This window comes from Candidatus Williamhamiltonella endosymbiont of Tuberolachnus salignus, assembly GCF_964019775.1.
Classification (GTDB): domain Bacteria; phylum Pseudomonadota; class Gammaproteobacteria; order Enterobacterales; family Enterobacteriaceae; genus Hamiltonella; species Hamiltonella defendens.
In genome coordinates, this window is the sequence record NZ_OZ026471.1 from 839,104 (window position 1) to 859,896 (window position 20,793).

Below are 20,793 nucleotides of genomic sequence, written 5' to 3' on the forward strand. Positions count from 1 at the left end.
ATCTTTTATGATTAATAACGTCAGTCAAGAAACCATGAGCACTCAAAAGCACGATGAACATCATGAAAATGGGTCTACCAAAATCTTTGGTTTTTGGATCTATTTAATGAGCGACTGTATTTTATTCGCTGCCCTCTTTGCCACCTATGTCGTATTGGTCAATGGTACCGCTGGTGGCCCGATGGGAAAGGATATTTTTAATTTACCCTTTGTTTTAGTGGAAACTTTCCTTTTGTTATTCAGTAGTATGACTTACGGTTTTGCCATACTGGCTATGAATCAAGGCCAAAAAAAATCAGTCAATATTTGGTTGGGATTGACCTTTTTGTTGGGACTCAGTTTTGTGGGCATGGAAATTTTTGAATTTCATGAGTTAATAGGGGAAGGGGCCGGCCCTGATCGCAGTGCTTTTTTATCCAGTTTCTTTGCATTAGTAGGAACACACGGTCTTCACGTGGCTTTAGGGTTGATCTGGATTGTCGTGATGATGGTTCAGATCTCACAACGAGGTTTAAATCCGATAAATCAGACTCGATTAATGTGTCTGAGCCTTTTCTGGCATTTTTTAGATGTGATCTGGATTTGTGTATTTACGATCGTTTATCTATTAGGAGCTATGTAGATGAATCATTTAAAAACTGATCCTAATCAAAATCACGCTCATGCAATAAAGAAACCTGAAAAAACGATTGATCATCTTTCTGCAGAAAGAGGGGGCGCTCATCAGGGTAGTCTGAAATCATATGTTATCGGTTTTATTTTATCGGTTATGTTGACTGTGATTCCGTTTATGATGGTGATGGATCAGTCTGCTTCTCGTACCGTTATATTAGCCACAGTGATTGCAACGGCAGTAGTACAAATTATTGTACATCTAGTTTATTTTTTGCACATGAATGGCGCTTCAGAAGAACGTTGGAATCTTGTCGCCTTTATATTTACTGTCATTATTATCGCTATTGTCCTCGTTGGGTCACTTTGGATTATGCATCACCTCAATATCAACATGATGATCCAGTAAAGAGCCTGATTTAATGATAAAGCCATATATCAACATCACTAAGCCAGGCATTATTTTTGGGAATCTCATTTCTTTCATAGGGGGATTTTTTGTCGCGGCAAAAGGGGCCATCAATTGGCCTCTTTTTTTAGGTAGTCTTTTTGGGGTTTCCTGTGTGATTGCCTCTGGTTGTGTCTTCAATAATTACATTGATCGTGACATCGATAAAATCATGGAGAGAACCAAAAATCGCGTTTTGGTGAAAGGGCTGATGTCTCCTGAAATAAGCCTGATTTATGCATCAGTGCTCGGTTTATCAGGTCTTTTTTTACTTTACATGACCACTAATAGGTTAACGGTGTTATTGGCCGCGATGGGCTTTGTGATCTATGTGTTTGTTTATAGTCTTTACATGAAGCGGCACAGCGTTTATGGCACTCTGATAGGCAGTTTATCGGGCGCAGCGCCTCCTGTCATTGGTTATTGTACTGTGACGGCTGAATTTGATATGGGGGCTTTTATCCTGCTATTGCTCTTCGCTTTATGGCAAATGCCGCATTCTTACGCGATAGGTATCTTTCGTTTTAAGGATTATCAGGCGGCAAACATTCCTGTTTTACCCGTTGTGAAAGGGATATTCATTACAAAAAATCACATCATTTTCTATATTTTTTCCTTTATGATAGCTACCCTCATGCTGACATTAATGGGTTATACAGGCTATTTATTTATGCTGACCTCCGTCGTCCTAAACGGTATGTGGCTTATCATGGCATTCAAGGGTTATAAAGCCAGCAATGACAGTCAATGGGCAAAAAGCATTTTTATTTTTTCGATCGTTATCATCAGCTCGCTGAGTATGATGATGTCTCTTGATTTTTTGATATCAAAAATGATCGGGGACTAAACTATGATCGTGCTTATCAGAGCTGCTTTTGCTCGAATGGCTTCCACCATGGCGGATAATCCTTCAGAACGTGAAGGGGTTAAATGCTGAGTCAATGCAAGATCAGTAAAAAAAGAATGCGCATCCAATTTGATGATCTCATCTAGAGACAGGTTTTGACATAAAATAAACACCATTGCGATCAAACCTTTCACAATAGCGGCATCGCTGTCCCCAAAAAACAAAATCTTGCCCTCACTGTCTTGTTTCATCACAATCCAAACTTGACTTTGACAACCTGCGATCAAATTTTTGGGTTGGCGCTGCTCTTCGGTTAAAGGTGTCAGCATCGCACCTAACTCCATCATATAAAGATACTTTTCTTCCCAGTTTTGGCAACGAGAAAAATTTTTCATCAATTTTTGTTGATTGGGGAAAATAGCCATCACAATCTTTCCTGACGGATTAAAAAAGCCATTGCTCAGCTGCTGAGTATATTTTCAATATGCTGTAATTTTTCGATAAAAAAATCAATTTCTTCCAGAGTATTGTACATCGCTAACGAAATACGACACATACTGGGCACTTGATAAAACGACATCAAAGGCATCGCGCAATGATGTCCTGTTCGGATAGCAATCCCATATTGATCTAAAAAACACCCAACATCATAGGCGTGATGTTTTCCTAGATTAAAAGCTATCACTCCTGTTCGTGTTTTTTGAGAGCCGTATAGTTTCACTGTTTTACATGTCGATAATGCAGCCAGGCTGTATTTCATCAAGGATTTTTCGTATTTTGCAATGTCTGTTAATCCTAAATGGGTCACATATTCAATCGCGGCTCCCAAGCCCACGATGCCCGCCGTATTTGGGGAACCTGCTTCAAAACGCCAAGGGGCTTTTGTGAAGGTCGTATCTTCTGTCAAACTGACTTTTTCGATCATGGATCCTCCCCCTTCCCAAGGGGGCATCACATCCAATAGCGCTTTTTTTGCATATAAAATACCTATTCCAGAAGGCCCATATAATTTATGCCCTGAAAATGCATAAAAATCACAATCGAGATCCTGTACGTTCACGGATTGATGCATCACCGCCTGGGCACCATCCACCAGAACTAATAGTCCACTTTCTTTCGCCCTCGCCACAATTTTTTTGATGGGGTTGACTGTCCCTAATACATTGGAAACCTGTGTGATAGCCAATAAACGGGTTTTGTTATCTATTAATTCTGATAATTGATCGATATCCAGTTCACCCTCATGGGTTAATTTCCATACTTTTATGTTGAGACCTCGCTCTCGTGCCAGCATCTGCCAAGGGACAATATTGGCATGATGTTCCATCTCAGTGAGGATGATATTCTCACCTGGGTGAAAAAAATGCCGTCCATAACTGTTTGCGACCAGATTGATGGCTTCTGTGGTGCCTTTGACAAACACAATTTCTTTTGGAGATTGGGCTTGGATAAAATCAGCGACTTTCACCCGAACTTGCTCCATATCTTGCGTTGCCTGAGCACTTAAGGTGTGCACCCCTCTGTGCACCGCGGCATACTTTTTAGAATAAAACGTTAATTCGCTATTGATAACCGATTGTGGTTTTTGAGCGCTTGATGCGCTGTCAAGGTAAATGAGAGGTTTTTCATGGATTTTTTCAGCTAATATGGGAAAATCTTCGCGCACTTTTTGAATAGAAAAACAAGAAGAAATAGCCAGAGAGGATTCGAAAAAATTCATGACAACTCCTCTGATAAACGCTCTGAAAACCGTGATAAAACCGATTCACGCACCAGGTCAAGTTTGATGCCTTCCGTCAGTTCAGATGCAAAAGCAAATAAGATCATTTTTCGTGCCTGAGAATGAGTGATCCCCCTCGATTGTAGATAAAACATTTGCTGATTATCGATACAGCCCACGGTAGCCCCATGGCTACATTTGACATCATCTGCATCAATTTCAAGTTGAGGCTTTGTATTGACTTGAGCAGATGCATTCAGTAACAGATTGTTATTGATCATATGCGCATCGGTTTGTATCGCTTTAGGCGCCACCTTAATCATGCCATTAAAAACCGCTGTACCCTGCTTCGATACCATGGTTTTGTGTAACTGCCTGCTTTGGCAACCTATCTGATTATGCTCAACATGAGTTCGGCTATCGAACAATTCCATCTCCTTCGGGAGAAGCAAGCTGTTGATGGAGGCACTGGCACCCTCTCCATTGAGCTGAACGCTGGTATGATGACGAGTTAGGGCAGCGCCTAACAAAAAGTGGTCACTATGGACACTCGCTCGAGAAGCCAATACAAAGTCATTATGAGCAAAATGATCACTTTGATTGTTCTCAAACGCGAGTTTATAATGATGCAGTCTCGCCTCTTCTCCTATTGAGGCCGTCAAACGAGCCCCTGTAAAGTGCCTCTGAGTATTTAAACTCACAAAATGTTCGACCACTTCTGCCTCTGATCCGGGCTCCAGTAAAAGATGATGACGATAATGTGCCATCTTTAACTGGCTCGTCTCTTGACCAGAACTGATATGCAATAAATAAAGCGGTTTTTTGCTTTTTTGACCCGCTGCTAAACGAATCACGAGGTTTTCTACTGACAAACTTTCTGTGAGATGTAAAAAAAATTCAGGCTTAACAGGAGCAGGGACGGCCTGTTTTCTTTTTAAAAGTTCGTATGGGATCTCATCTATCTCACTTAGAGAAGCGATAAAATGACCATCAATAAAAACCAGTTTATGAGATTGCCCAACCATAAAAAGTGCCAAATCGCCACATTTTTCAGGAGTGACAGTCGATTTTTTTTCTAAGGTAAAGGTGTGATCCAGTAGGCGATTCAGAGAGGTATATCTCCAATCTTCGTGTTTAGCATGAGGAAAACCGAGTTTTAATAATGCCTGCCAATGAGCTTCTTTATGATGCGAAGGCGCCGTTGTTTTTTGCTCAAACAATTGGGAAAACGGATTTTTGGACACATCCGGTTTTTCTGGCAGTTCCCTCTTCACCCTAGTCGGTAAGCCAGCCATAACCTCGTTCCTCCAATTCTTTTACCAAGGTGAAATCACCAGACTTAATCATACGCCCTTCATGTAGTACGTGAACGAAATCAGGCTTGATATATTCCAGAATGCGCTGATAGTGCGTCACAATAATAAACGCACGTTTTTCATTACGCAGTGAATTGACTCCTTGAGCCACAATTTTTAAGGCATCAATATCCAATCCAGAGTCCGTTTCATCCAAAATACAAAGCGCTGGCTCTAATGCCGCCATTTGTAAAATATCATTGCGTTTTTTTTCACCGCCAGAAAACCCCACATTCACAGAACGAGTCAATAAATCTGCTGGCATTTTTAGTAAAGCCATTTTTTCTTCAATAAAATCTGTAAAATCAAAGCGATCTAAAGGCGCCTGTTGCCGATATTTTCTCACTGCGTTCACTGCGGTTTGTAAAAAAAATCGATTACTCACACCAGGAATTTCGACTGGATATTGAAAAGCAAGAAACACCCCTTCGCCCGCGCGTTCAGAGGGATCTAATTCCAATAAATTCTTGCCTTTAAACAATACCTCACCTTGAGTCACTTGATATTCTTCTCTTCCTGCTAAAGTGGAAGACAAGGTGCTTTTGCCTGATCCATTCGGACCCATGATAGCGTGGACTTCCCCTGATTTGATCGTTAAATCAAGACCTTTGAGAATAGGTGTTTCTTCCACACTGACGTTGAGATTATTGATACTTAACATATCTTTTCCTTTGTAACAGGAACCATATTAGACTTCCTGCAAAATCTACGGTGGGATGAACACTCTGCGTTAGGGTGATTAAAAAAATCTCTCGATAGAAATTTAACCTACGCTATGTTCTAAGTTGATGGCCAACAATTTTTGCGCTTCTACGGCAAATTCCAACGGTAATTCTGAAAACACATCTTTGCAGAACCCATTGACCATCATAGAAATGGCATCGTCTTGCGAGATCCCTCTTTGCAGGCAATAAAACAATTGATCGTCACCAATCCTGGAGGTGGTCGCTTCATGTTCTAATTGAGCTGAGTTGTTTTTAACTTCTACGTAGGGGAAAGTATTGGCTGCTGAATCAGATCCTATCAGCATAGAATCACATTGAGTAAAATTACGCGCATTATGTGCGCCTGGTAATATTTTGACCAATCCACGATACGTGTTTTGACTGTGTCCTGCAGAAATACCCTTGGAAATAATAGTTGATTTCGTGTTTTTCCCAATGTGGATCATTTTAGTGCCTGTATCAGCCTGTTGTTTTCCATTAGTTAACGCCACAGAAAAAAACTCTCCAATAGAATGATCTCCTTGCAAAATCACACTGGGATATTTCCAGGTAATGGCCGAACCTGTTTCTGATTGGGTCCAGGACATTTTTGAACCCGCTCCTTTACAAAGAGCTCTTTTTGTCACGAAATTTAAAATACCTCCTGTCGTTTCTGAGCCCGCAAACCAATTTTGCACGGTAGAATATTTGACCTCGGCATTTTTATGCAAAATAACTTCTACCACTGCAGCATGTAATTGGTAGGCCTCTCTCACAGGTGCGGAACAACCTTCAATATAGCTCACATAGCTGCCTTCATCGGCAATAATGATGGTCCGTTCAAACTGACCTGTTTTGGCCGCATTAATCCGAAAATAAGTCGATAATTCCATGGGACAACGTACGCCTTTCGGCACATATACAAAAGTGCCATCTGATGCAACAGCGGCGTTTAATGCGGCAAAAAAATTGTCTTTTGCCGGCACCACCGACCCCAGATATTGACGAACCAATTGAGGATATTCTTGAATCGCTTCGCCTAAAGAGCAAAAAATAATGCCTTGTTTCGCGAGCTTTTCACGATAGGTCGTCGCGACAGAGACAGAATCAAAAATGGCATCGACCGCCACTTCTGCTCCTTCTCTTACTGGCACGCCTAATTGAGCAAAAGCAGATTCTACTTCTGAATTAAGATAGGCATTTTTGCCAGCATGGCTGGGGTGATCAGTTGAAGAAGATGAATAAGTATGAGATTGATCATCATCACAGCTCGGACACGATGGGGCAGAATAATAACTGTAATTCTGATAATCAAGAGGATCATAATCTCCTCTAAGCCAATGAGGTTCAGACATTTTCAGCCATCCATCATAAGCATCTAATCTAAAATCCAACATCCACTGTGGTTCGCGACGTTTGGCCGAAATCGCCCGGACCACATCCTCATTCAACCCCTTTTCCAGCTCGTCTGTTTTTAGCTGAGTAAAAAAACCTTCTTTATATCGACTCTCATTGTCCCAGATAGGCGACGCTTCTTTAGTATCTATTTTCTTTTTATCCATCATCTTTTTTTATATCGCATCAATTACGTACGTCATCGCATCTACAGAATCTAAACACCAAAACTCTCACCACACCCGCAAGCATGCTGTGCTCTTGGATTATTAAATTTAAACATTTGATTTAATCCTTCACTGACGTAATCCATTTCAGTGCCATCAACAAAAGGCATGGCCTTTAAAGGCACATAAAGTTTGGCTTCTTTTTGTTCAAATAACAGATCGTCGTTTGCAGTAGACTCAACCATATTCATCACATAAGCAAAACCTGCGCAACCAGAGGGTTTGACGCTTAATTTCAAGCCTTTAATTTTTTCATTTTTTTTCATCAATTTGATAATTTGTGCCGCAGCTCTGGCCGTCATGGTCACACCACTCCATTGATGATGAGCTGTTTCAAATATGTCTAATTTATTTTGTTGCATACAATTTACCTTTTCTATTTTGAACAGACCTTTTGAGTCTTTTCCCTCTTGCTTTGTTTTCCCTCTTTAAAGGACTGTATTTTAAATCTTATATAAAGATTGTACAGGCTATTTGAGGCAGAGTTCGTTATTATCGCGCTTTTTATTTGCTCTGCCATTAATACACTCGTTGCCTCAAGGAAATCATATGATTTGGTTTAAAAATTTAATGATGTATCAGCTGCAATGTCCGTTAGAAAAAGATTCATCTGAGTTAGAAAAAAAATTAGCAAACTTTGCATTTATTCCTTGTGGGCCTCAAGAAAAGGTCAAACTAGGCTGGATCCCCCCTATGGGTTCTCACAAAGATACGCTCAGCTATCAAGTAAATAGACAAATTCTGCTCTGTGCCCATAAAGAAGAAAAAATGTTACCGGCGTCTGTCATAAAACAGGAACTTGAAAGGCAAATTGAAAAACTCGAGGCTCAGCAGAAACGTAAACTTAAAAAAACAGAAAAAGCGTCACTAAAAGACCACGTATTTTATGATTTGTTACCCAGAGCGTTTAGTCGCTTTCAAAAAACCTGGATATGGATTGATACCATACATCAGATGATGATACTTGATGCCAGTAGCACTAAAAGAGCAGAAGAGGCTTTGGCATTATTACGTCAAAGCCTGGGGTCTTTAGCCGTTGTGCCATTCACATTTAAACATCCTGTTGAATTCATATTGACTGAATGGATCCGTTCAGACAACCTCCCATCTGGATTCGTTCTTATGGAAGAAGCGGAATTAAAATCAACTTTAACCGAAGGCGGCACCATTCGTTGCAAGAACCAAAATTTGTATAGTGATGAAATTGCCCTCCATATTAAGTCTGGCAAAAAAGTGACCCGATTAGCGCTTGAATGGCAAGAAAGTATTCAGCTGATATTAAATCAAGATCTTTCTTTAAAACGTGTCAAATTTTTAGAAGTATTACGTGAAAAAAACTCACACATTAATAAAAAAGAGGTTGCTCAGTGTTTTGATGCTGATTTTGTTTTAATGACTTACGAATTAACCGAATTAATTAAAAATATGATGAGCGCTTTCAGTAGGTATCCAGAATGATTCAAGATCACATTAAACAAAAACTTGATGAGGCATTTAAGCCAGTTTATCTTGATGTTATTAATGAAAGTCATCGCCATCGTGCTCCGACGGGTTCTGAGAGTCATTTCAAAATTGTGATGGTCAGCCATCAATTTTCTGGGCTCAAAGCATTAGAGCGCCATCGTATGGTTTACAATACATTAGAGGAAGAATTCAATCATGGTGGTGTCCATGCTCTTGCGTTACATCTTTATACACTAAAAGAATGGGAAGAGGCCTTACAGGTTGAGCCGATTTCTCCTCCTTGTGTGAGTAGAAAGGATAAGTGAACACTGAACGAGCTGCTTATGTTTTCATTAACTGCTCCAGGTCAGAAAATCAGAAAGATGATAATTAAGTTCAATCATAGTAAGCTCTTTTTTGATCTGATTCGCGTCAAAATCCTGCCTAAGGACGAGACAGATAAGACGCGGTTTTCTTTCTCGATTGTGTTAAAATGATTCAGGTAATAGCGTGTGACGGGGGCATAATCGCTGTCTTTCAGTAGCGTAAAAAACGCCTCACATTTTCTGTCTGAACGCGCAAAAATCCTCGTTGATTAAGGCGTGGAGGATATCAAATCCACCATCAGATTTTATCAATCTCTATCTTTTGGTACAGATTTAAATCTTATATAAAGGTAATCTATTTTTCATGTCTTCAAATAAAAAGAACCTACGCAATATAGCGATTATTGCCCACGTTGACCATGGTAAAACAACCTTGGTTGACAAGTTATTAGAGCAATCTGGCACCTTCGGAGAACGTGCTGAAACAACAGAACGTGTCATGGATTCTAATGATTTAGAAAAAGAACGCGGCATTACTATACTCGCAAAAAATACCGCCATTAAATGGAATGAATATCGTATTAATATCGTGGATACGCCGGGTCATGCGGATTTTGGGGGGGAGGTAGAACGTGTTCTTTCCATGGTGGATTCTGTTCTGTTAGTCGTCGATGCCCAAGATGGGCCAATGCCTCAAACCCGATTTGTTACTAAAAAAGCTTTTGCTCATGGCTTACAGCCAATTGTCGTGATTAATAAAATTGATCGTCCTGGTGCGCGTCCTGATTGGGTGGTCGATCAGGTTTTTGACCTTTTTGTTAATCTCGATGCGACAGATGAACAGCTTGATTTTCCCGTTATTTATACCTCTGCATTATTGGGCACAGCAGGAACCGATTACAATGATATGGCCAAAGATATGACCCCGTTATATCAAGCGATTATCGATCATGTGCCGGCACCAGAAGTTGAGCTTGATGGCCCATTTCAAATGCAAATTTCTCAATTAGACTACAACAATTATGTGGGCGTCATCGGGATTGGTCGTATTAAACGGGGTACAGTAAAACCCAATCAATCGATTGTGATCATCGACAGTCAAGGGAAAACTCGAAATGCGAAAGTCAGTAAAGTATTTGGCCACATGGGGTTAGAGCGGATTGAAATCCCGCTGGCAGAAGCAGGCGATATCATCGCGATCACCGGTTTAGGTGATCTGAATATTTCTGACACACTATGTGACATCAATCACATTGAATCTCTGCCCGCTCTTTCCGTTGATGAACCTACAGTGAGCATGTATTTCTGTGTCAACACCTCCCCTTTCTGCGGTAAAGAAGGCAAATATGTCACTTCTCGTCAAATTCTTGAGCGTCTTAAAAAAGAATTAATCCATAACGTGGCTTTACGTGTTGAAGAAACGGAAGATTCCGATGCCTTCCGTGTTTCAGGGCGAGGCGAACTTCATTTATCTGTGTTAATTGAAAACATGCGCCGAGAAGGATTTGAACTGGCGGTTTCTCGTCCTAAAGTCATTAATAGAAAAGTGGATGGCCAGGATCAAGAACCTTTCGAAAACGTCACCCTCGATATTGAAGAACAACATCAAGGTTCTGTGATGCAGGCGATGGGGGAACGCAAAGGGGATGTTAAAAACATGATCCCTGATGGAAAAGGCCGAATTCGTCTGGATTACGTCATTCCGAGCCGTGGCTTAATTGGTTTTCGAACAGAGTTTATGACCATGACCTCAGGGACGGGTTTACTTTATTCTACGTTTAGCCATTACGACCTCGTGCGTTCTGGTGACATTGGTCAGCGTCAAAACGGTGTACTGATTTCGAATGGACAAGGTAAAGCGGTCGCTTTCGCGTTATTCAGTTTGCAAGATCGTGGAAAATTATTTTTGGGCCACGGAGCTGAAGTGTATGAAGGGCAAATCATTGGCATTCACACCCGTTCAAACGATCTCACTGTCAATTGTTTGACGGGTAAAAAATTAACCAATATGCGGGCTTCAGGTACAGATGAAGCGACCACTTTGGTTCCCCCTGTCAAAATGTCTCTAGAACAAGCCCTAGAGTTTATTGATGATGATGAGTTAGTTGAAATTACTCCCCAATCGATTCGCATCCGTAAACGTTATCTCACTGAAAATGATCGCAAACGCGCGAATCGAACAAAATAAAACATCTTCAATAATGAGGCGGTGGGTCTTCCTCGGATAAGGGCGCCAGATGAGATAAACGAGCTGATGTCAGTTTTTCGTTGAGTACCCTAAGGTGTTCTTGTAACTGAATGATTTTAATTTGATATTCCACCATCGCTTTATTGAGATCTTCAATAGCAGCATCTTGAAAAGCCAAACGACTTTCTAATATTTCAAGGCGTTGTGTGAGCGCATCAGTCATAGTCATTCCTTTTTTCATACAAACAATCATTAATAGTAGTGGGAAAAATAATGTCTCAATGGGTTAATGGCAAAATTACAGATATCAAACCTTGGACGGACAGTTTATTTAGCATTCAAATTGAGGCGCCTATCGATCCCTTTATTGCAGGTCAGTATACGAAATTAGCATTAGAGATCGATGGAACGCGAGTTCAAAGAGCCTACTCTTACGTGAATGCGCCCAGTGATCATCGGCTGGAAATTTATTTGGTCACTGTACCTGGAGGAAAACTCAGCATCCCTTTACACCGGCTCTGTATTGGCGAGGATATTATAGTGGCTTCAAAAGCCCAGGGGTTTTTTATTTTATCGGAAGTGCCAGTCTGCAAAACGTTATGGATGCTTGCGACAGGGACTGGCATAGGGCCTTATCTGTCTATACTGCAAGAGGGGAAAGATGTAGAACGTTTTGAGCGCATGATATTGGTCCATGCGGTCAGATTTGCGTCTGATCTGAGTTACCTGCCTTTAATGAAAAAATTAGAAAAGCGTTATCAAGGCCGATTATCTATCCAAACCGTGGTGAGCAGAGAAAAAACATCGCATTCATTGATGGGTCGAATTCCTGAGTTGATTGAAAAAGGCACGCTTGAAGCCTCAGTAAACCAAAAAATTGAAGCTCAAAGCAGTCATGTGATGTTGTGCGGTAATCCACAAATGGTCAAAGATACCTTTAAAACCTTAGAAGAACATCGCCAAATGCGGAAGCATTTCAGAAAAAAACCAGGGCATATGAGTAGTGAACAATATTGGTAATTTTTATTCTATTTATTTTCGATCAGTCAATGAAAGAGATTCATCTTAATTCATTGATTTTTATTTAATGGAGAAAAATATGCGTCGTTCTTTAATTATGGGAAATTGGAAATTAAACGGCAGCCTTTCTATGTTGGCTGAATTCATCACAAGCTTAAGCGATCAAATAGACGCGTTAAAAATGTGTGACATTGCGATTGCGCCACCTGCGGTTTACTTACATGAAGCCAAAAAACAGCTTAAGAATGATCGTATTTCTTTGGCCGCTCAAAATGTCGATTTTAATACCGGGGGCGCTTTCACTGGTGAACTCTCTCCTCAGATGCTCAAAGAGGTCGGGGCAAAATACGTCATCATTGGGCATTCCGAACGCCGGAGTTACCACCAGGAAACGAATGAAGGGATCGCAAAAAAATTCGCCTTATTGAAAGAAACGGGTTTGATACCGGTGCTCTGTATTGGCGAATCTGAAACTGAAAATGCACAGGGATTGACCCAAACAATCTGCGCAAAACAGCTTGATGCCATATTAGCAAAATGTGGGCCAGACGCCTTTAAAAACTCAGTAATTGCTTATGAGCCCATTTGGGCAATAGGCACAGGAAAAGCGGCCACGGCATCTGAGGCCCAAAAAGTTCATGCGTTTATTCGCCAGCATGTCTCCAAAGGAAAAGATGAGATCGCCGAAACAGTGATTATTCAATATGGGGGTTCCGTAAACGCCTCTAACGCCGATGAATTTTTTGCTGAAAAAGACATTGATGGAGCATTGGTTGGTGGTGCGTCATTAAAAGTGAATGATTTTTTAAAAATTGCTCAGTCCGCCGTGGCTGCAAAAACGTTTTGATTTCGGTTTAAAGCCTATAAAATTTTTATATTTATGCCTTGGAAACCTTCATAAAGCGTTTTTCTGCTTCATCCCAATTGACCACCTGCCAAAACGCCTTGATATAATCCGGGCGACGGTTTTGGTATTTTAAATAATAGGCGTGTTCCCAGACATCCAAACCCATGATCGGAACGCCTGAGGCGCCGCAAACCGCATCTCCCATTAAGGGATTGTCTTGATTCGCAGTGGACACCACCGCCAGCTTGCCTGTATTTTTTAAAACCAACCAAGCCCAGCCTGAACCAAAACGGGTGGCAGCGGCCTGTTCAAACTGCGTTTTGAACGCATCGACACTCCCAAAATCTTTTTCTATGGCTATCTTGAGTTTGCCTTGTAATACCGTCCCTATCTTTAAACCTGTCCAAAAAAAACCATGATTCGCATGTCCCCCTGCATTATTACGCATAAAAACCCGTTTTTCAGAAGGCACGCAATTTAAATCCTGAATCAATGATTCCACACTCAATTTTGTCAGCTCAGGATAGCTTGATAAGACGCTATTGGCATTGGTCACATACGCTTGATGATGTTTAGTATGGTGAATCTCCATCGTTTTTGCATCAAAATGCGGTTCGAGCGCATCATATGCGTAAGGTAAAGAGGGTAATGAATAACTCATGATGATTTCTCCGAAGAAATAGGCATATTTTTTTCAGTAGGCATACGACGAATAAAAAACCATACTGATATCAACCAACAAAATCCACATATTAAATTAAAAAAGTTTAAAAGACCTACGCCTTTCCAAAAATAAAGAATTTTAGACAATTCTACCCCAAGAAAAAATATCAGCATATCGATCATGGTAATCACCGCAGAAACCGTTCCTTTACTCACATCGCTTGAAAATAAGGTTAAACGCATTAAAGCGGCGTTGCACAAATCAACACCAAAAGCATACAGACTTAAACCGGCAACCATCCATAGATAGGCGTAAAAAAAATAAACTGTCGAGATAAAAGCGATGAATAACCCAGCCATAATGGGTGCGGCTGCCATTCGAATTAATGTGGGTAACTTTTTTTTACCGCTTAAACTTGCCAGGGTGATATTACCTGCAATCAAGGCGCCAAAAATAGGAATTTGCAATAAACCATACTCAAAAGTAGAGAGTTTTTCTGTACTCATCAGGATCACAGGGGATTGAGCGATCCAACTCAGTAGAGGCAAATTAGCAAAAGCTAATGCTAAAGCGCCACATAGAAAGCGAACGTTAGAAAACACGGTTTTATAATCGAATGCCACCACAGCAAAGGACAATTTTTCTCCCTTTAAAACCGCGGTTTCTGGCATGGTTCGCCATAATCCAATAAAAGAAAAAGCCCCTAATATAGCAACAAACACAAACATCATTTTCCAAGACGCGACTTGAATCAAAGCCACGCCTATCAAAGGCCCAAGCAAGGGCGCAATTAAGGCCACATTCGCCATCAGTGCGATCATTTTGACGCACGTGGGTTCTTCAAAGGCTTCCTGGATCGTGGCATAACCCACAGCGCCAATAAAACACATTCCTATACCTTGCAGAAAACGCATTAACATAAATTGTTCAATGTTAGTGGCCCATAAAATCGCCAAACAGGTGATCACAAAAAACACAACCCCTGTCAGCATAACAGGCCTTCGCCCTAGGCGATCTGATACAGGGCCTATCAATAATTCAAATAATATTCCCCCAGCAAGATAAAAGGTCATTGCAGTAGGCACCCACTCTAAACCAGCTTTAAAATCCGAGACAACCATTAACATCCCAGCCTGGATCATATCGTTCGCAATATAAACAGCGAACTCAAACAAGACCAAAGAAATTACAAATAACAGTGTTCTTCGGTCTAAAGTGATTTTGAGTGTTAATGAATTTTTCATAAATTAAGCGCTTTTACGCATGACGTTCAGGGATATGATATCGATGTTAAATGCTGGAAATGTCTTTTTGAGTCTCAACAGGTTTGGTACGCAAAAAAATCCATACCAGCAGGAACCAGGACAATCCGCATAGCAAATTAAATACATTAAAAAAACCGCTACCTCCCCGTACATAAAGAATTTGAGCAAATTCAATTCCTATAGAAAACATCAGCATATTGATCATACCAACCACCGCAGACACCGCCCCTTTGCTGACCTTGCTGGAAAACAAGGTTAAACGCATTAACGCAGCATTACCTAAACCGAGACCAAAAGCATAAATACTTAAGCCAGCGACCATCCAAAAGTAGGCGTGAGAGGAATATAAGGTAGACACCGCCGCCAAAAGTAAACCTATGATCATTGGCCCTGCGCCTAATTGAATTAATTGTGGTAGTTTTTTTTTAGAGGTTAAACTTGCGAGGGTGATGTTACCGGAAATCAAGGCAGCAAAAATAGGGATTTGCAATAAACCATAATCAAAAATAGACAGTTTTTCTGACGTAATCAAAATCACAGGAGACTGAGCTATCCAAGTGAGCAAAGGCAAACTGGCGAAGCCTAATCCGAAGGCACCACAAAGAAAACGAGTATTAGAGAACACGTTTTTGTAATCGGCTTTAAGCACCGAAAAGGACAATTTTTCTCCCTTTAAAGTCGCGGTTTCTGGCATAGCTCGCCATAAACCAACAAAAGAGATCGTACCTAATACAGCAAAAAAGACAAACATCACTTCCCAAGGCGCCACGTGAATCAAAGCCGCTCCTGCCAAAGGGCCCAGTAAAGGCGCAACTAAAGCAACATTCGCCATCAGTGCAATGATTTTGACGCACATGCTTTCTTCAAAAGCTTCTTGAATAGTGGCGTAGCCTACCGCACCGATAAAACACAATCCAATGCCTTGTAAAAAACGCATGGCAATAAATTGCTCGATATTGCTTGCCCATAAAATGGCTAAACAGGTGACCACAAAAAATCCGATTCCAAATAACATGACAGGGCGCCTTCCCCGGCGGTCTGATAAAGGGCCTATTAACAATTGAAATAATACAGCGCCTGCCAAATAAGCTGTCATAGAAGTGGGCACCCACTCGACCCCGACTTTAAAATCAGAGACGACCATTAACATTCCAGGTTGGATCATATCGTTGGCGATATAAGTAGCAAATTCGAATAAGACCAACGAGAGCGGAAATAACAAGGATCTTGAACCTAAGGTTGTTTTGACAGAAAATGAATTTTTCATATAGGTAATGGCTCACTTAAATTAAATACGTTACTGAAATAGACCTTTTTCAAAACCGTAATAAGGGTTGTCATTTAAGATGCCAGCTAACGCATGATTAAGTCACAGTCCGCGCAGTGGGTTTTGCAAAAGGTGTCACATTTAATGCCATTTTTTAAAACAATTGATTAAAGAATTCGTTGAACTATCATGGCAAGACACTTTTTCAGGTCCTTCTAGCTCAGATAAAATCCCAGAAGCTAATTTTTTACCCAGCTCTACACCCCATTGATCAAAAGAAAAAATATTTAAAATCACGCCCTGCGTAAAAATTTTGTGTTCATATAACGCAATTAAAGCACCTAAACTCAAAGGCGTGATTTGTTTTAATAAAATAGAGTTCGTCGGGCGATTACCAGAAAACGCTTTAAAAGGTGCCAAATATGTCGCTTTTTCTGAACAAACCCCTTCAGCCATTAATTCCTTCTGAACTTCTTGCTCTGTTTTACCGAATGCCAGCGCTTGGGTTTGAGCAAAAAAATTCGCCAATAATTTATGATGATGATCGCCTATTGCATTATGGCTGATGACAGGCGCAATAAAATCACAGGGAATGATCTTTGTGCCCTGATGAATAAGTTGATAAAACGCGTGTTGACCATTGGTACCCGGCTCTCCCCAAAGAATCGACCCTGTTTGATAGCCCACTGGTTTTCCATCACGATCCACCCATTTTCCATTCGATTCCATACTGGCTTGCTGAAGATAAGCAGGAAACCGATGCAAATACTGATCATAGGGTAGAACCGCTTCAGTTTCAGCGCCAAAAAAATGGCTATACCAAATGCCAATTAGCGCTAATATCACAGGAATATTGTGAGTAAAATCCGTTTTCAAAAAATGCTGATCCATCTCATAAGCACCTTCTAGCAGTTTTTCAAAATTATCAAAACCAATAGACAGAGCAATAGGTAAGCCAATCGCCGACCAAAGAGAATAACGCCCTCCTACCCAGTCCCAAAATTCAAAACTATTTTCAGGATCGATACCAAAATTAGTCACTTCTTTAATATTGGTGGATAAAGCCACAAAATGTCGGGCCACATGGGCCGAATCACCCGCTGTTTTTAAAAACCACTCACGAGCAGTCTGGGCGTTCGTCATGGTTTCTTGAGTGGTGAAGGTTTTTGAAGCCACGATAAAGAGCGTCCTGGCAGGGTTAAGCGCTTTTAGTGTTTCAACGATATCTGTGCCATCCACATTAGAAACAAAATGCATCTTCAAATGATTTTTATAGGGTTTTAATGCTTCTGTAGCCATATAAGGACCCAAATCTGAACCGCCGATCCCAATATTCACGACATCTGTAATGGTTTGACCGCTATAACCCTTCCAATCGCCTTTGATCACTTGATGACAAAATCGCCTCATTTTCTCCAGCACGGCATTGACCAAAGGCATCACATCTTGACCGTCAACCAAAATCGGCTGATTCCCGCGGTTACGCAGGGCGATATGTAGCACCGGGCGTTCTTCCGTTTCATTAATTTTTCCACCAGAAAACATGGAGCAAATCGCGAGGGCCAAGTCTGTTTCCTGTGCTAAAGCTTGAAGCTTTTCGATTGTCTGGGCAGTCAGCCGATTTTTAGAAAAATCTACCCGTATGAGATCGTTAAAAGTGAGAGAAAATTTTTCAGAGCGTTTAGGATCCGCATGAAACAGATGTTTGATATGAATGGGTTCTATTTCTTTAAAGTGCTGCTGCAAAGCTTTCCAGGCAGATGTCTGAGTAGGATTTATTTTTTTCATATGTGATGCTGATACCTCCTTAAAAAGCAGTTTATTGATGATTTAACCAATCAAGATAATGGGTGACCCCTTCATCAAGGGGTTTAAAAGGTTTGTCGTAACCTATGGTGCGTAATTTTGTGACGTCCGCCTGTGTAAAAGTTTGATAGCAACCTTTTAGATTTTCTGGAAAATCTACATATTGCACAGGTTTGCTATTATGATAGGCCACCACGGTATCCGCTAATGTTTGAAATGATGCGGCATGCCCTGTCCCGCAATTAAAAATACCCGAAATCTGATTTTGCCAACACCATAGGTTTATCTGTGCGACGTCATCGACAAAAATAAAATCGCGTTTAAATTGTTCACTGCCCAAAAACAATTGAGGAGGTTTACCTGCTTTTATTTGTTTATCAAGATGAAAAACGACACTGGCCATACTGCCTTTATGGGTCTCACGAGGGCCATACACATTAAAATAACGAAACCCACAGATCGGTGCTCTGGCTTTAGGCCAGATTTTTCGCACATATTGATCAAACAAAAATTTAGAATAGCCATAGATATTTAAAGGTTTTTCATATTGAGGCTCTTCTATAAAACAATCTGTTCTTCCACCGTAAACCGCCGCGGAAGAGGCATATAAGAAAGGAATGCAGGCTTTTAAACAAAAATGCAACAATGTTTTTGAATATTCATAGTTATTTTTCATCATAAACTGGCCATCCCATTCCATCGTAGATGAGCAGGCCCCTAAATGAAAAATAGCCTCAATATTTCCTAAAACCTCTTTTGCCCTTACAGAAGTAATAAAATCATCTTTATCTCTGTAATCTGCGATTTTTAAATCAACCAAATTAACAAATTTAGCACCCTTTTCGAGATTATCCACAACAAGGATATCCTGATACCCTATTTTATTGAGTGCGCGAACGATATTGCTCCCGATAAACCCTGCACCACCTGTGACAATAATCATGCTATTTTTTCCCCTTCGTTTATTTTTCAATGTTAACCAAGATCATAACATTTTACTTTTTTATTTTATGAAAGATTACAAATGTCTTTATTTTATTGCCTTCCATTGCAACTCATTCATTAATATAATGAATCGAACATATTGTTATGAGGGGCGACACCTTCTTAAATTTTAAACTTAAGCCTGAGTTATAGTATCTAATTCTTTTATCCTCTCCTTGAGAAACCTGTGAACCAGATTATTCTTGATTTACAAATTGCTTGCGTTGACAACCAAGGATTGCCTAATGAAAATGATTTTCAGCTTTGGTTATCCTCTGCCATTTCTCCTTTTAAAAAAAATGCCGAAGTCACTATTCGGCTGGTGGATGAAATAGAAAGTAGACAATTAAATTTTCAATATCGCCAGATAGACAAACCGACCAATGTCTTGTCTTTTCCCTTTATCTCTCCCGTGCAGGTACCACTACCCCTCCTTGGAGATCTCATTATTTGCCGTCAAATCGTTGAACAAGAAGCGGTATTGCAAAAAAAAACATTATGGGCTCATTGGGCTCATATGGTTGTCCATGGCGCACTTCATCTGCTAGGGTATGATCACATTTTGAACGATGATGCAAAAAAAATGGAATCGATAGAAACTGAAATCATGATGTATTTGGGATATCCAAACCCTTATGATTAAAATATGTTTACAATATCAGCATAAGCTTCAATCTCATTTCTTTCATTCAGGAGTCAAATTAATTAAAACGCTATGAGCGATGATAATTTAGAAAACGATGCTAACAGCCCTTCGAAAAAAGGATTTTTTACTTCTTTTTTTAGTCAACTATTTCATGATGAACCTAAAAATAAGGATGATTTAGTCGAATTAATCAGAGATTCTGAACAAAACGATCTGATTGATCCTGACACACGCAACATGTTGGAAGGCGTGATGGATATTTCCGAACAACGTGTCCGTGACATTATGATCCCCCGTTCTCAAATGGTGACATTAAAGCGTAACCAGACGCTTGATCAATGTCTTGATGTCATCATTGAATCAGCCCATTCGCGTTTTCCTGTCATCAGCGAAGATAAAGATCACATTGAAGGCATCTTAATGGCAAAAGATCTCCTGCCATTTATGTTAGAAGACTCTCAGCCTTTTTCTATTGATCTTGTATTACGCAATGCAGTGGTTGTGCCTGAAAGCAAGCCTGTTGATAAAATGCTCAAAGAGTTTCAACTACGCCGCTATCATATCGCCATTGTCATTGATGAATTTGGCTCTATTTCTGGCCTGGTCACCATAGAGGATATTTTAGAGCTGATTGTTGGGGAAATTGAAGATGAATATGATGATACTGAAGATTCTGATATACGCCAGTTAAGTCAGCATACTTACACGCTAAGAGCGTTAACTGAAATAAAAGATTTTAATGCTGTATTCGGTACTCATTTTAATGACGATGAAGTGGACACTATGGGTGGATTGATCATGCAGGCATTTGGTCATCTACCCTCTCGAGGTGAAACAATAATGATAGAAGGCTATTTATTTAAAGTTGTTAAAGCAGATAACAGACGTATTATTCAATTGAATGTTAAAATTTCGGATAATGTTCAAAAACCAAATTTGGCCGCACTTTAACGTGATCTTTTTTTAATTTAAAAATCAAGGCGTCATAAAAAATCATTCACCTAACCAGGGTTAAGCAATTGTCAGAGA

22 protein-coding genes are annotated in these 20,793 nt (G+C 40.3%); 10 read left to right on the top strand and 12 right to left on the bottom strand.

Translation table 11 applies throughout. The features are described 5' to 3' along the window. Positions 1–7: 7 nt before the first annotated feature. The 3 genes from AACL23_RS03955 to cyoE all read left to right on the top strand — a co-directional run bounded on the left by AACL23_RS03955 (position 8) and on the right by cyoE (position 1,907). A complete protein-coding gene (locus AACL23_RS03955) occupies positions 8–622 on the top strand; it encodes a cytochrome o ubiquinol oxidase subunit III (RefSeq protein ID WP_012737808.1) in 615 nt (204 codons plus the stop codon). A 66-nt stretch (positions 623–688) separates the two neighbouring features. Continuing rightward, positions 689–1,021, top strand: coding sequence for a cytochrome o ubiquinol oxidase subunit IV (locus tag AACL23_RS03960; protein ID WP_407079240.1), 333 nt, complete (start codon positions 689–691; stop codon positions 1,019–1,021). Between the two features lie 13 nt (positions 1,022–1,034). Next, positions 1,035–1,907, top strand: coding sequence for a heme o synthase (cyoE, locus tag AACL23_RS03965; RefSeq protein WP_100095944.1), 873 nt, complete (start codon positions 1,035–1,037; stop codon positions 1,905–1,907). On the opposite strand, the gene sufE is transcribed toward cyoE, so the two are convergent. The 6 genes from sufE to sufA all read right to left on the bottom strand — a co-directional run bounded on the left by sufE (position 1,904) and on the right by sufA (position 7,670). After that, a complete protein-coding gene (sufE, locus tag AACL23_RS03970; RefSeq protein WP_012737804.1) occupies positions 1,904–2,332 on the bottom strand; it encodes a cysteine desulfuration protein SufE in 429 nt (142 codons plus the stop codon). The two genes, cyoE and sufE, sit on opposite strands and share 4 nt — an antisense overlap. Before the next feature lie 35 nt (positions 2,333–2,367). Continuing rightward, positions 2,368–3,627, bottom strand: a complete 1,260-nt coding sequence (gene sufS, locus AACL23_RS03975; RefSeq protein WP_012737803.1) for a cysteine desulfurase SufS — start codon at positions 3,625–3,627, stop codon at positions 2,368–2,370. Then, complete coding sequence (sufD, locus tag AACL23_RS03980; RefSeq protein WP_339050273.1) at positions 3,624–4,922, bottom strand: Fe-S cluster assembly protein SufD; 1,299 nt, start codon at positions 4,920–4,922, stop codon at positions 3,624–3,626. The genes sufS and sufD overlap by 4 nt, the downstream gene beginning before the upstream one ends. Continuing rightward, complete coding sequence (gene sufC / locus AACL23_RS03985; RefSeq protein WP_012737801.1) at positions 4,903–5,643, bottom strand: Fe-S cluster assembly ATPase SufC; 741 nt, start codon at positions 5,641–5,643, stop codon at positions 4,903–4,905. The genes sufD and sufC overlap by 20 nt, the downstream gene beginning before the upstream one ends. Before the next feature lie 102 nt (positions 5,644–5,745). Further along, positions 5,746–7,248: a Fe-S cluster assembly protein SufB gene (gene sufB / locus AACL23_RS03990; protein WP_339051577.1), complete on the bottom strand. Its 1,503-nt coding sequence runs from the start codon at positions 7,246–7,248 to the stop codon at positions 5,746–5,748. A 50-nt stretch (positions 7,249–7,298) separates the two neighbouring features. After that, on the bottom strand, positions 7,299–7,670 hold the full coding sequence (gene sufA / locus AACL23_RS03995) for a Fe-S cluster assembly scaffold SufA (RefSeq protein ID WP_012737799.1): 372 nt from the start codon (positions 7,668–7,670) through the stop codon (positions 7,299–7,301). 187 nt (positions 7,671–7,857) lie between these two features. Here sufA and rdgC point away from each other — a divergent pair, with 187 nt between their 5' ends. From rdgC to typA, 3 genes are all read left to right on the top strand, one after another. Next, positions 7,858–8,766, top strand: a complete 909-nt coding sequence (gene rdgC / locus AACL23_RS04000; protein ID WP_100095940.1) for a recombination-associated protein RdgC — start codon at positions 7,858–7,860, stop codon at positions 8,764–8,766. Further along, a complete protein-coding gene (locus AACL23_RS04005; RefSeq protein ID WP_339050278.1) occupies positions 8,763–9,077 on the top strand; it encodes a BolA/IbaG family iron-sulfur metabolism protein in 315 nt (104 codons plus the stop codon). The genes rdgC and AACL23_RS04005 overlap by 4 nt, the downstream gene beginning before the upstream one ends. A 364-nt stretch (positions 9,078–9,441) precedes the next feature. Further along, positions 9,442–11,265, top strand: coding sequence for a ribosome-dependent GTPase TypA (gene typA, locus AACL23_RS04010; RefSeq protein ID WP_012737796.1), 1,824 nt, complete (start codon positions 9,442–9,444; stop codon positions 11,263–11,265). 7 nt (positions 11,266–11,272) lie between these two features. On the opposite strand, the gene AACL23_RS04015 is transcribed toward typA, so the two are convergent. Continuing rightward, on the bottom strand, positions 11,273–11,488 hold the full coding sequence (locus AACL23_RS04015; protein WP_407079031.1) for a SlyX family protein: 216 nt from the start codon (positions 11,486–11,488) through the stop codon (positions 11,273–11,275). Between the two features lie 50 nt (positions 11,489–11,538). Here AACL23_RS04015 and fpr point away from each other — a divergent pair, with 50 nt between their 5' ends. Both fpr and tpiA read left to right on the top strand, forming a co-directional pair. Next, entirely contained in the window at positions 11,539–12,285 is a 747-nt protein-coding gene (gene fpr, locus AACL23_RS04020; RefSeq protein WP_012737794.1) for a ferredoxin--NADP(+) reductase, read from the top strand. 79 nt (positions 12,286–12,364) lie between these two features. Next, a complete protein-coding gene (gene tpiA / locus AACL23_RS04025) occupies positions 12,365–13,132 on the top strand; it encodes a triose-phosphate isomerase (RefSeq protein WP_100095938.1) in 768 nt (255 codons plus the stop codon). Positions 13,133–13,163: 31 nt separating this feature from the next. Here the strand turns inward: tpiA and sodA are convergent, their stop codons facing one another. The 5 genes from sodA to rfaD form a co-directional block, all read right to left on the bottom strand. Next, entirely contained in the window at positions 13,164–13,793 is a 630-nt protein-coding gene (gene sodA / locus AACL23_RS04030; RefSeq protein ID WP_012737792.1) for a superoxide dismutase [Mn], read from the bottom strand. Continuing rightward, positions 13,790–15,040, bottom strand: a complete 1,251-nt coding sequence (locus AACL23_RS04035) for an MFS transporter (RefSeq protein ID WP_339050282.1) — start codon at positions 15,038–15,040, stop codon at positions 13,790–13,792. The genes sodA and AACL23_RS04035 overlap by 4 nt, the downstream gene beginning before the upstream one ends. A 46-nt stretch (positions 15,041–15,086) precedes the next feature. Beyond that, positions 15,087–16,328: an MFS transporter gene (locus tag AACL23_RS04040; protein ID WP_171967561.1), complete on the bottom strand. Its 1,242-nt coding sequence runs from the start codon at positions 16,326–16,328 to the stop codon at positions 15,087–15,089. Between the two features lie 141 nt (positions 16,329–16,469). Next, positions 16,470–18,116, bottom strand: a complete 1,647-nt coding sequence (pgi, locus tag AACL23_RS04045; RefSeq protein WP_339050285.1) for a glucose-6-phosphate isomerase — start codon at positions 18,114–18,116, stop codon at positions 16,470–16,472. Between the two features lie 31 nt (positions 18,117–18,147). After that, positions 18,148–19,077 (bottom strand): ADP-glyceromanno-heptose 6-epimerase, encoded by a 930-nt coding sequence (gene rfaD / locus AACL23_RS04050; RefSeq protein ID WP_339050287.1) that lies wholly within the window; start codon positions 19,075–19,077, stop codon positions 18,148–18,150. A gap of 228 nt (positions 19,078–19,305) precedes the next feature. Between rfaD and ybeY the strand changes: the two genes are divergently transcribed. Further along, positions 19,306–19,761, top strand: a complete 456-nt coding sequence (gene ybeY, locus AACL23_RS04055; protein ID WP_100095934.1) for an rRNA maturation RNase YbeY — start codon at positions 19,306–19,308, stop codon at positions 19,759–19,761. A gap of 72 nt (positions 19,762–19,833) precedes the next feature. Next, positions 19,834–20,715: a CNNM family magnesium/cobalt transport protein CorC gene (gene corC / locus AACL23_RS04060; RefSeq protein ID WP_012737786.1), complete on the top strand. Its 882-nt coding sequence runs from the start codon at positions 19,834–19,836 to the stop codon at positions 20,713–20,715. Positions 20,716–20,793: the final 78 nt, after the last annotated feature.

Bases quoted from the DNA above. Each gene is read 5' to 3' on its own strand.
- AACL23_RS03955 (WP_012737808.1), top strand. From the start codon at position 8: ATGATTAATAACGTCAGTCAAGAAACCATGAGCACTCAAAAGCACGAT.
- cyoE (WP_100095944.1), top strand. From the start codon at position 1,035: ATGATAAAGCCATATATCAACATCACTAAGCCAGGCATTATTTTTGGG.
- sufE (WP_012737804.1), bottom strand. From the start codon at position 2,332: ATGGCTATTTTCCCCAATCAACAAAAATTGATGAAAAATTTTTCTCGT.
- sufS (WP_012737803.1), bottom strand. From the start codon at position 3,627: ATGAATTTTTTCGAATCCTCTCTGGCTATTTCTTCTTGTTTTTCTATT.
- sufD (WP_339050273.1), bottom strand. From the start codon at position 4,922: ATGGCTGGCTTACCGACTAGGGTGAAGAGGGAACTGCCAGAAAAACCG.
- sufC (WP_012737801.1), bottom strand. From the start codon at position 5,643: ATGTTAAGTATCAATAATCTCAACGTCAGTGTGGAAGAAACACCTATT.
- sufB (WP_339051577.1), bottom strand. From the start codon at position 7,248: ATGGATAAAAAGAAAATAGATACTAAAGAAGCGTCGCCTATCTGGGAC.
- sufA (WP_012737799.1), bottom strand. From the start codon at position 7,670: ATGCAACAAAATAAATTAGACATATTTGAAACAGCTCATCATCAATGG.
- rdgC (WP_100095940.1), top strand. From the start codon at position 7,858: ATGATTTGGTTTAAAAATTTAATGATGTATCAGCTGCAATGTCCGTTA.
- AACL23_RS04005 (WP_339050278.1), top strand. From the start codon at position 8,763: ATGATTCAAGATCACATTAAACAAAAACTTGATGAGGCATTTAAGCCA.
- typA (WP_012737796.1), top strand. From the start codon at position 9,442: ATGTCTTCAAATAAAAAGAACCTACGCAATATAGCGATTATTGCCCAC.
- AACL23_RS04015 (WP_407079031.1), bottom strand. From the start codon at position 11,488: ATGACTGATGCGCTCACACAACGCCTTGAAATATTAGAAAGTCGTTTG.
- fpr (WP_012737794.1), top strand. From the start codon at position 11,539: ATGTCTCAATGGGTTAATGGCAAAATTACAGATATCAAACCTTGGACG.
- tpiA (WP_100095938.1), top strand. From the start codon at position 12,365: ATGCGTCGTTCTTTAATTATGGGAAATTGGAAATTAAACGGCAGCCTT.
- sodA (WP_012737792.1), bottom strand. From the start codon at position 13,793: ATGAGTTATTCATTACCCTCTTTACCTTACGCATATGATGCGCTCGAA.
- AACL23_RS04035 (WP_339050282.1), bottom strand. From the start codon at position 15,040: ATGAAAAATTCATTAACACTCAAAATCACTTTAGACCGAAGAACACTG.
- AACL23_RS04040 (WP_171967561.1), bottom strand. From the start codon at position 16,328: ATGAAAAATTCATTTTCTGTCAAAACAACCTTAGGTTCAAGATCCTTG.
- pgi (WP_339050285.1), bottom strand. From the start codon at position 18,116: ATGAAAAAAATAAATCCTACTCAGACATCTGCCTGGAAAGCTTTGCAG.
- rfaD (WP_339050287.1), bottom strand. From the start codon at position 19,077: ATGATTATTGTCACAGGTGGTGCAGGGTTTATCGGGAGCAATATCGTT.
- corC (WP_012737786.1), top strand. From the start codon at position 19,834: ATGAGCGATGATAATTTAGAAAACGATGCTAACAGCCCTTCGAAAAAA.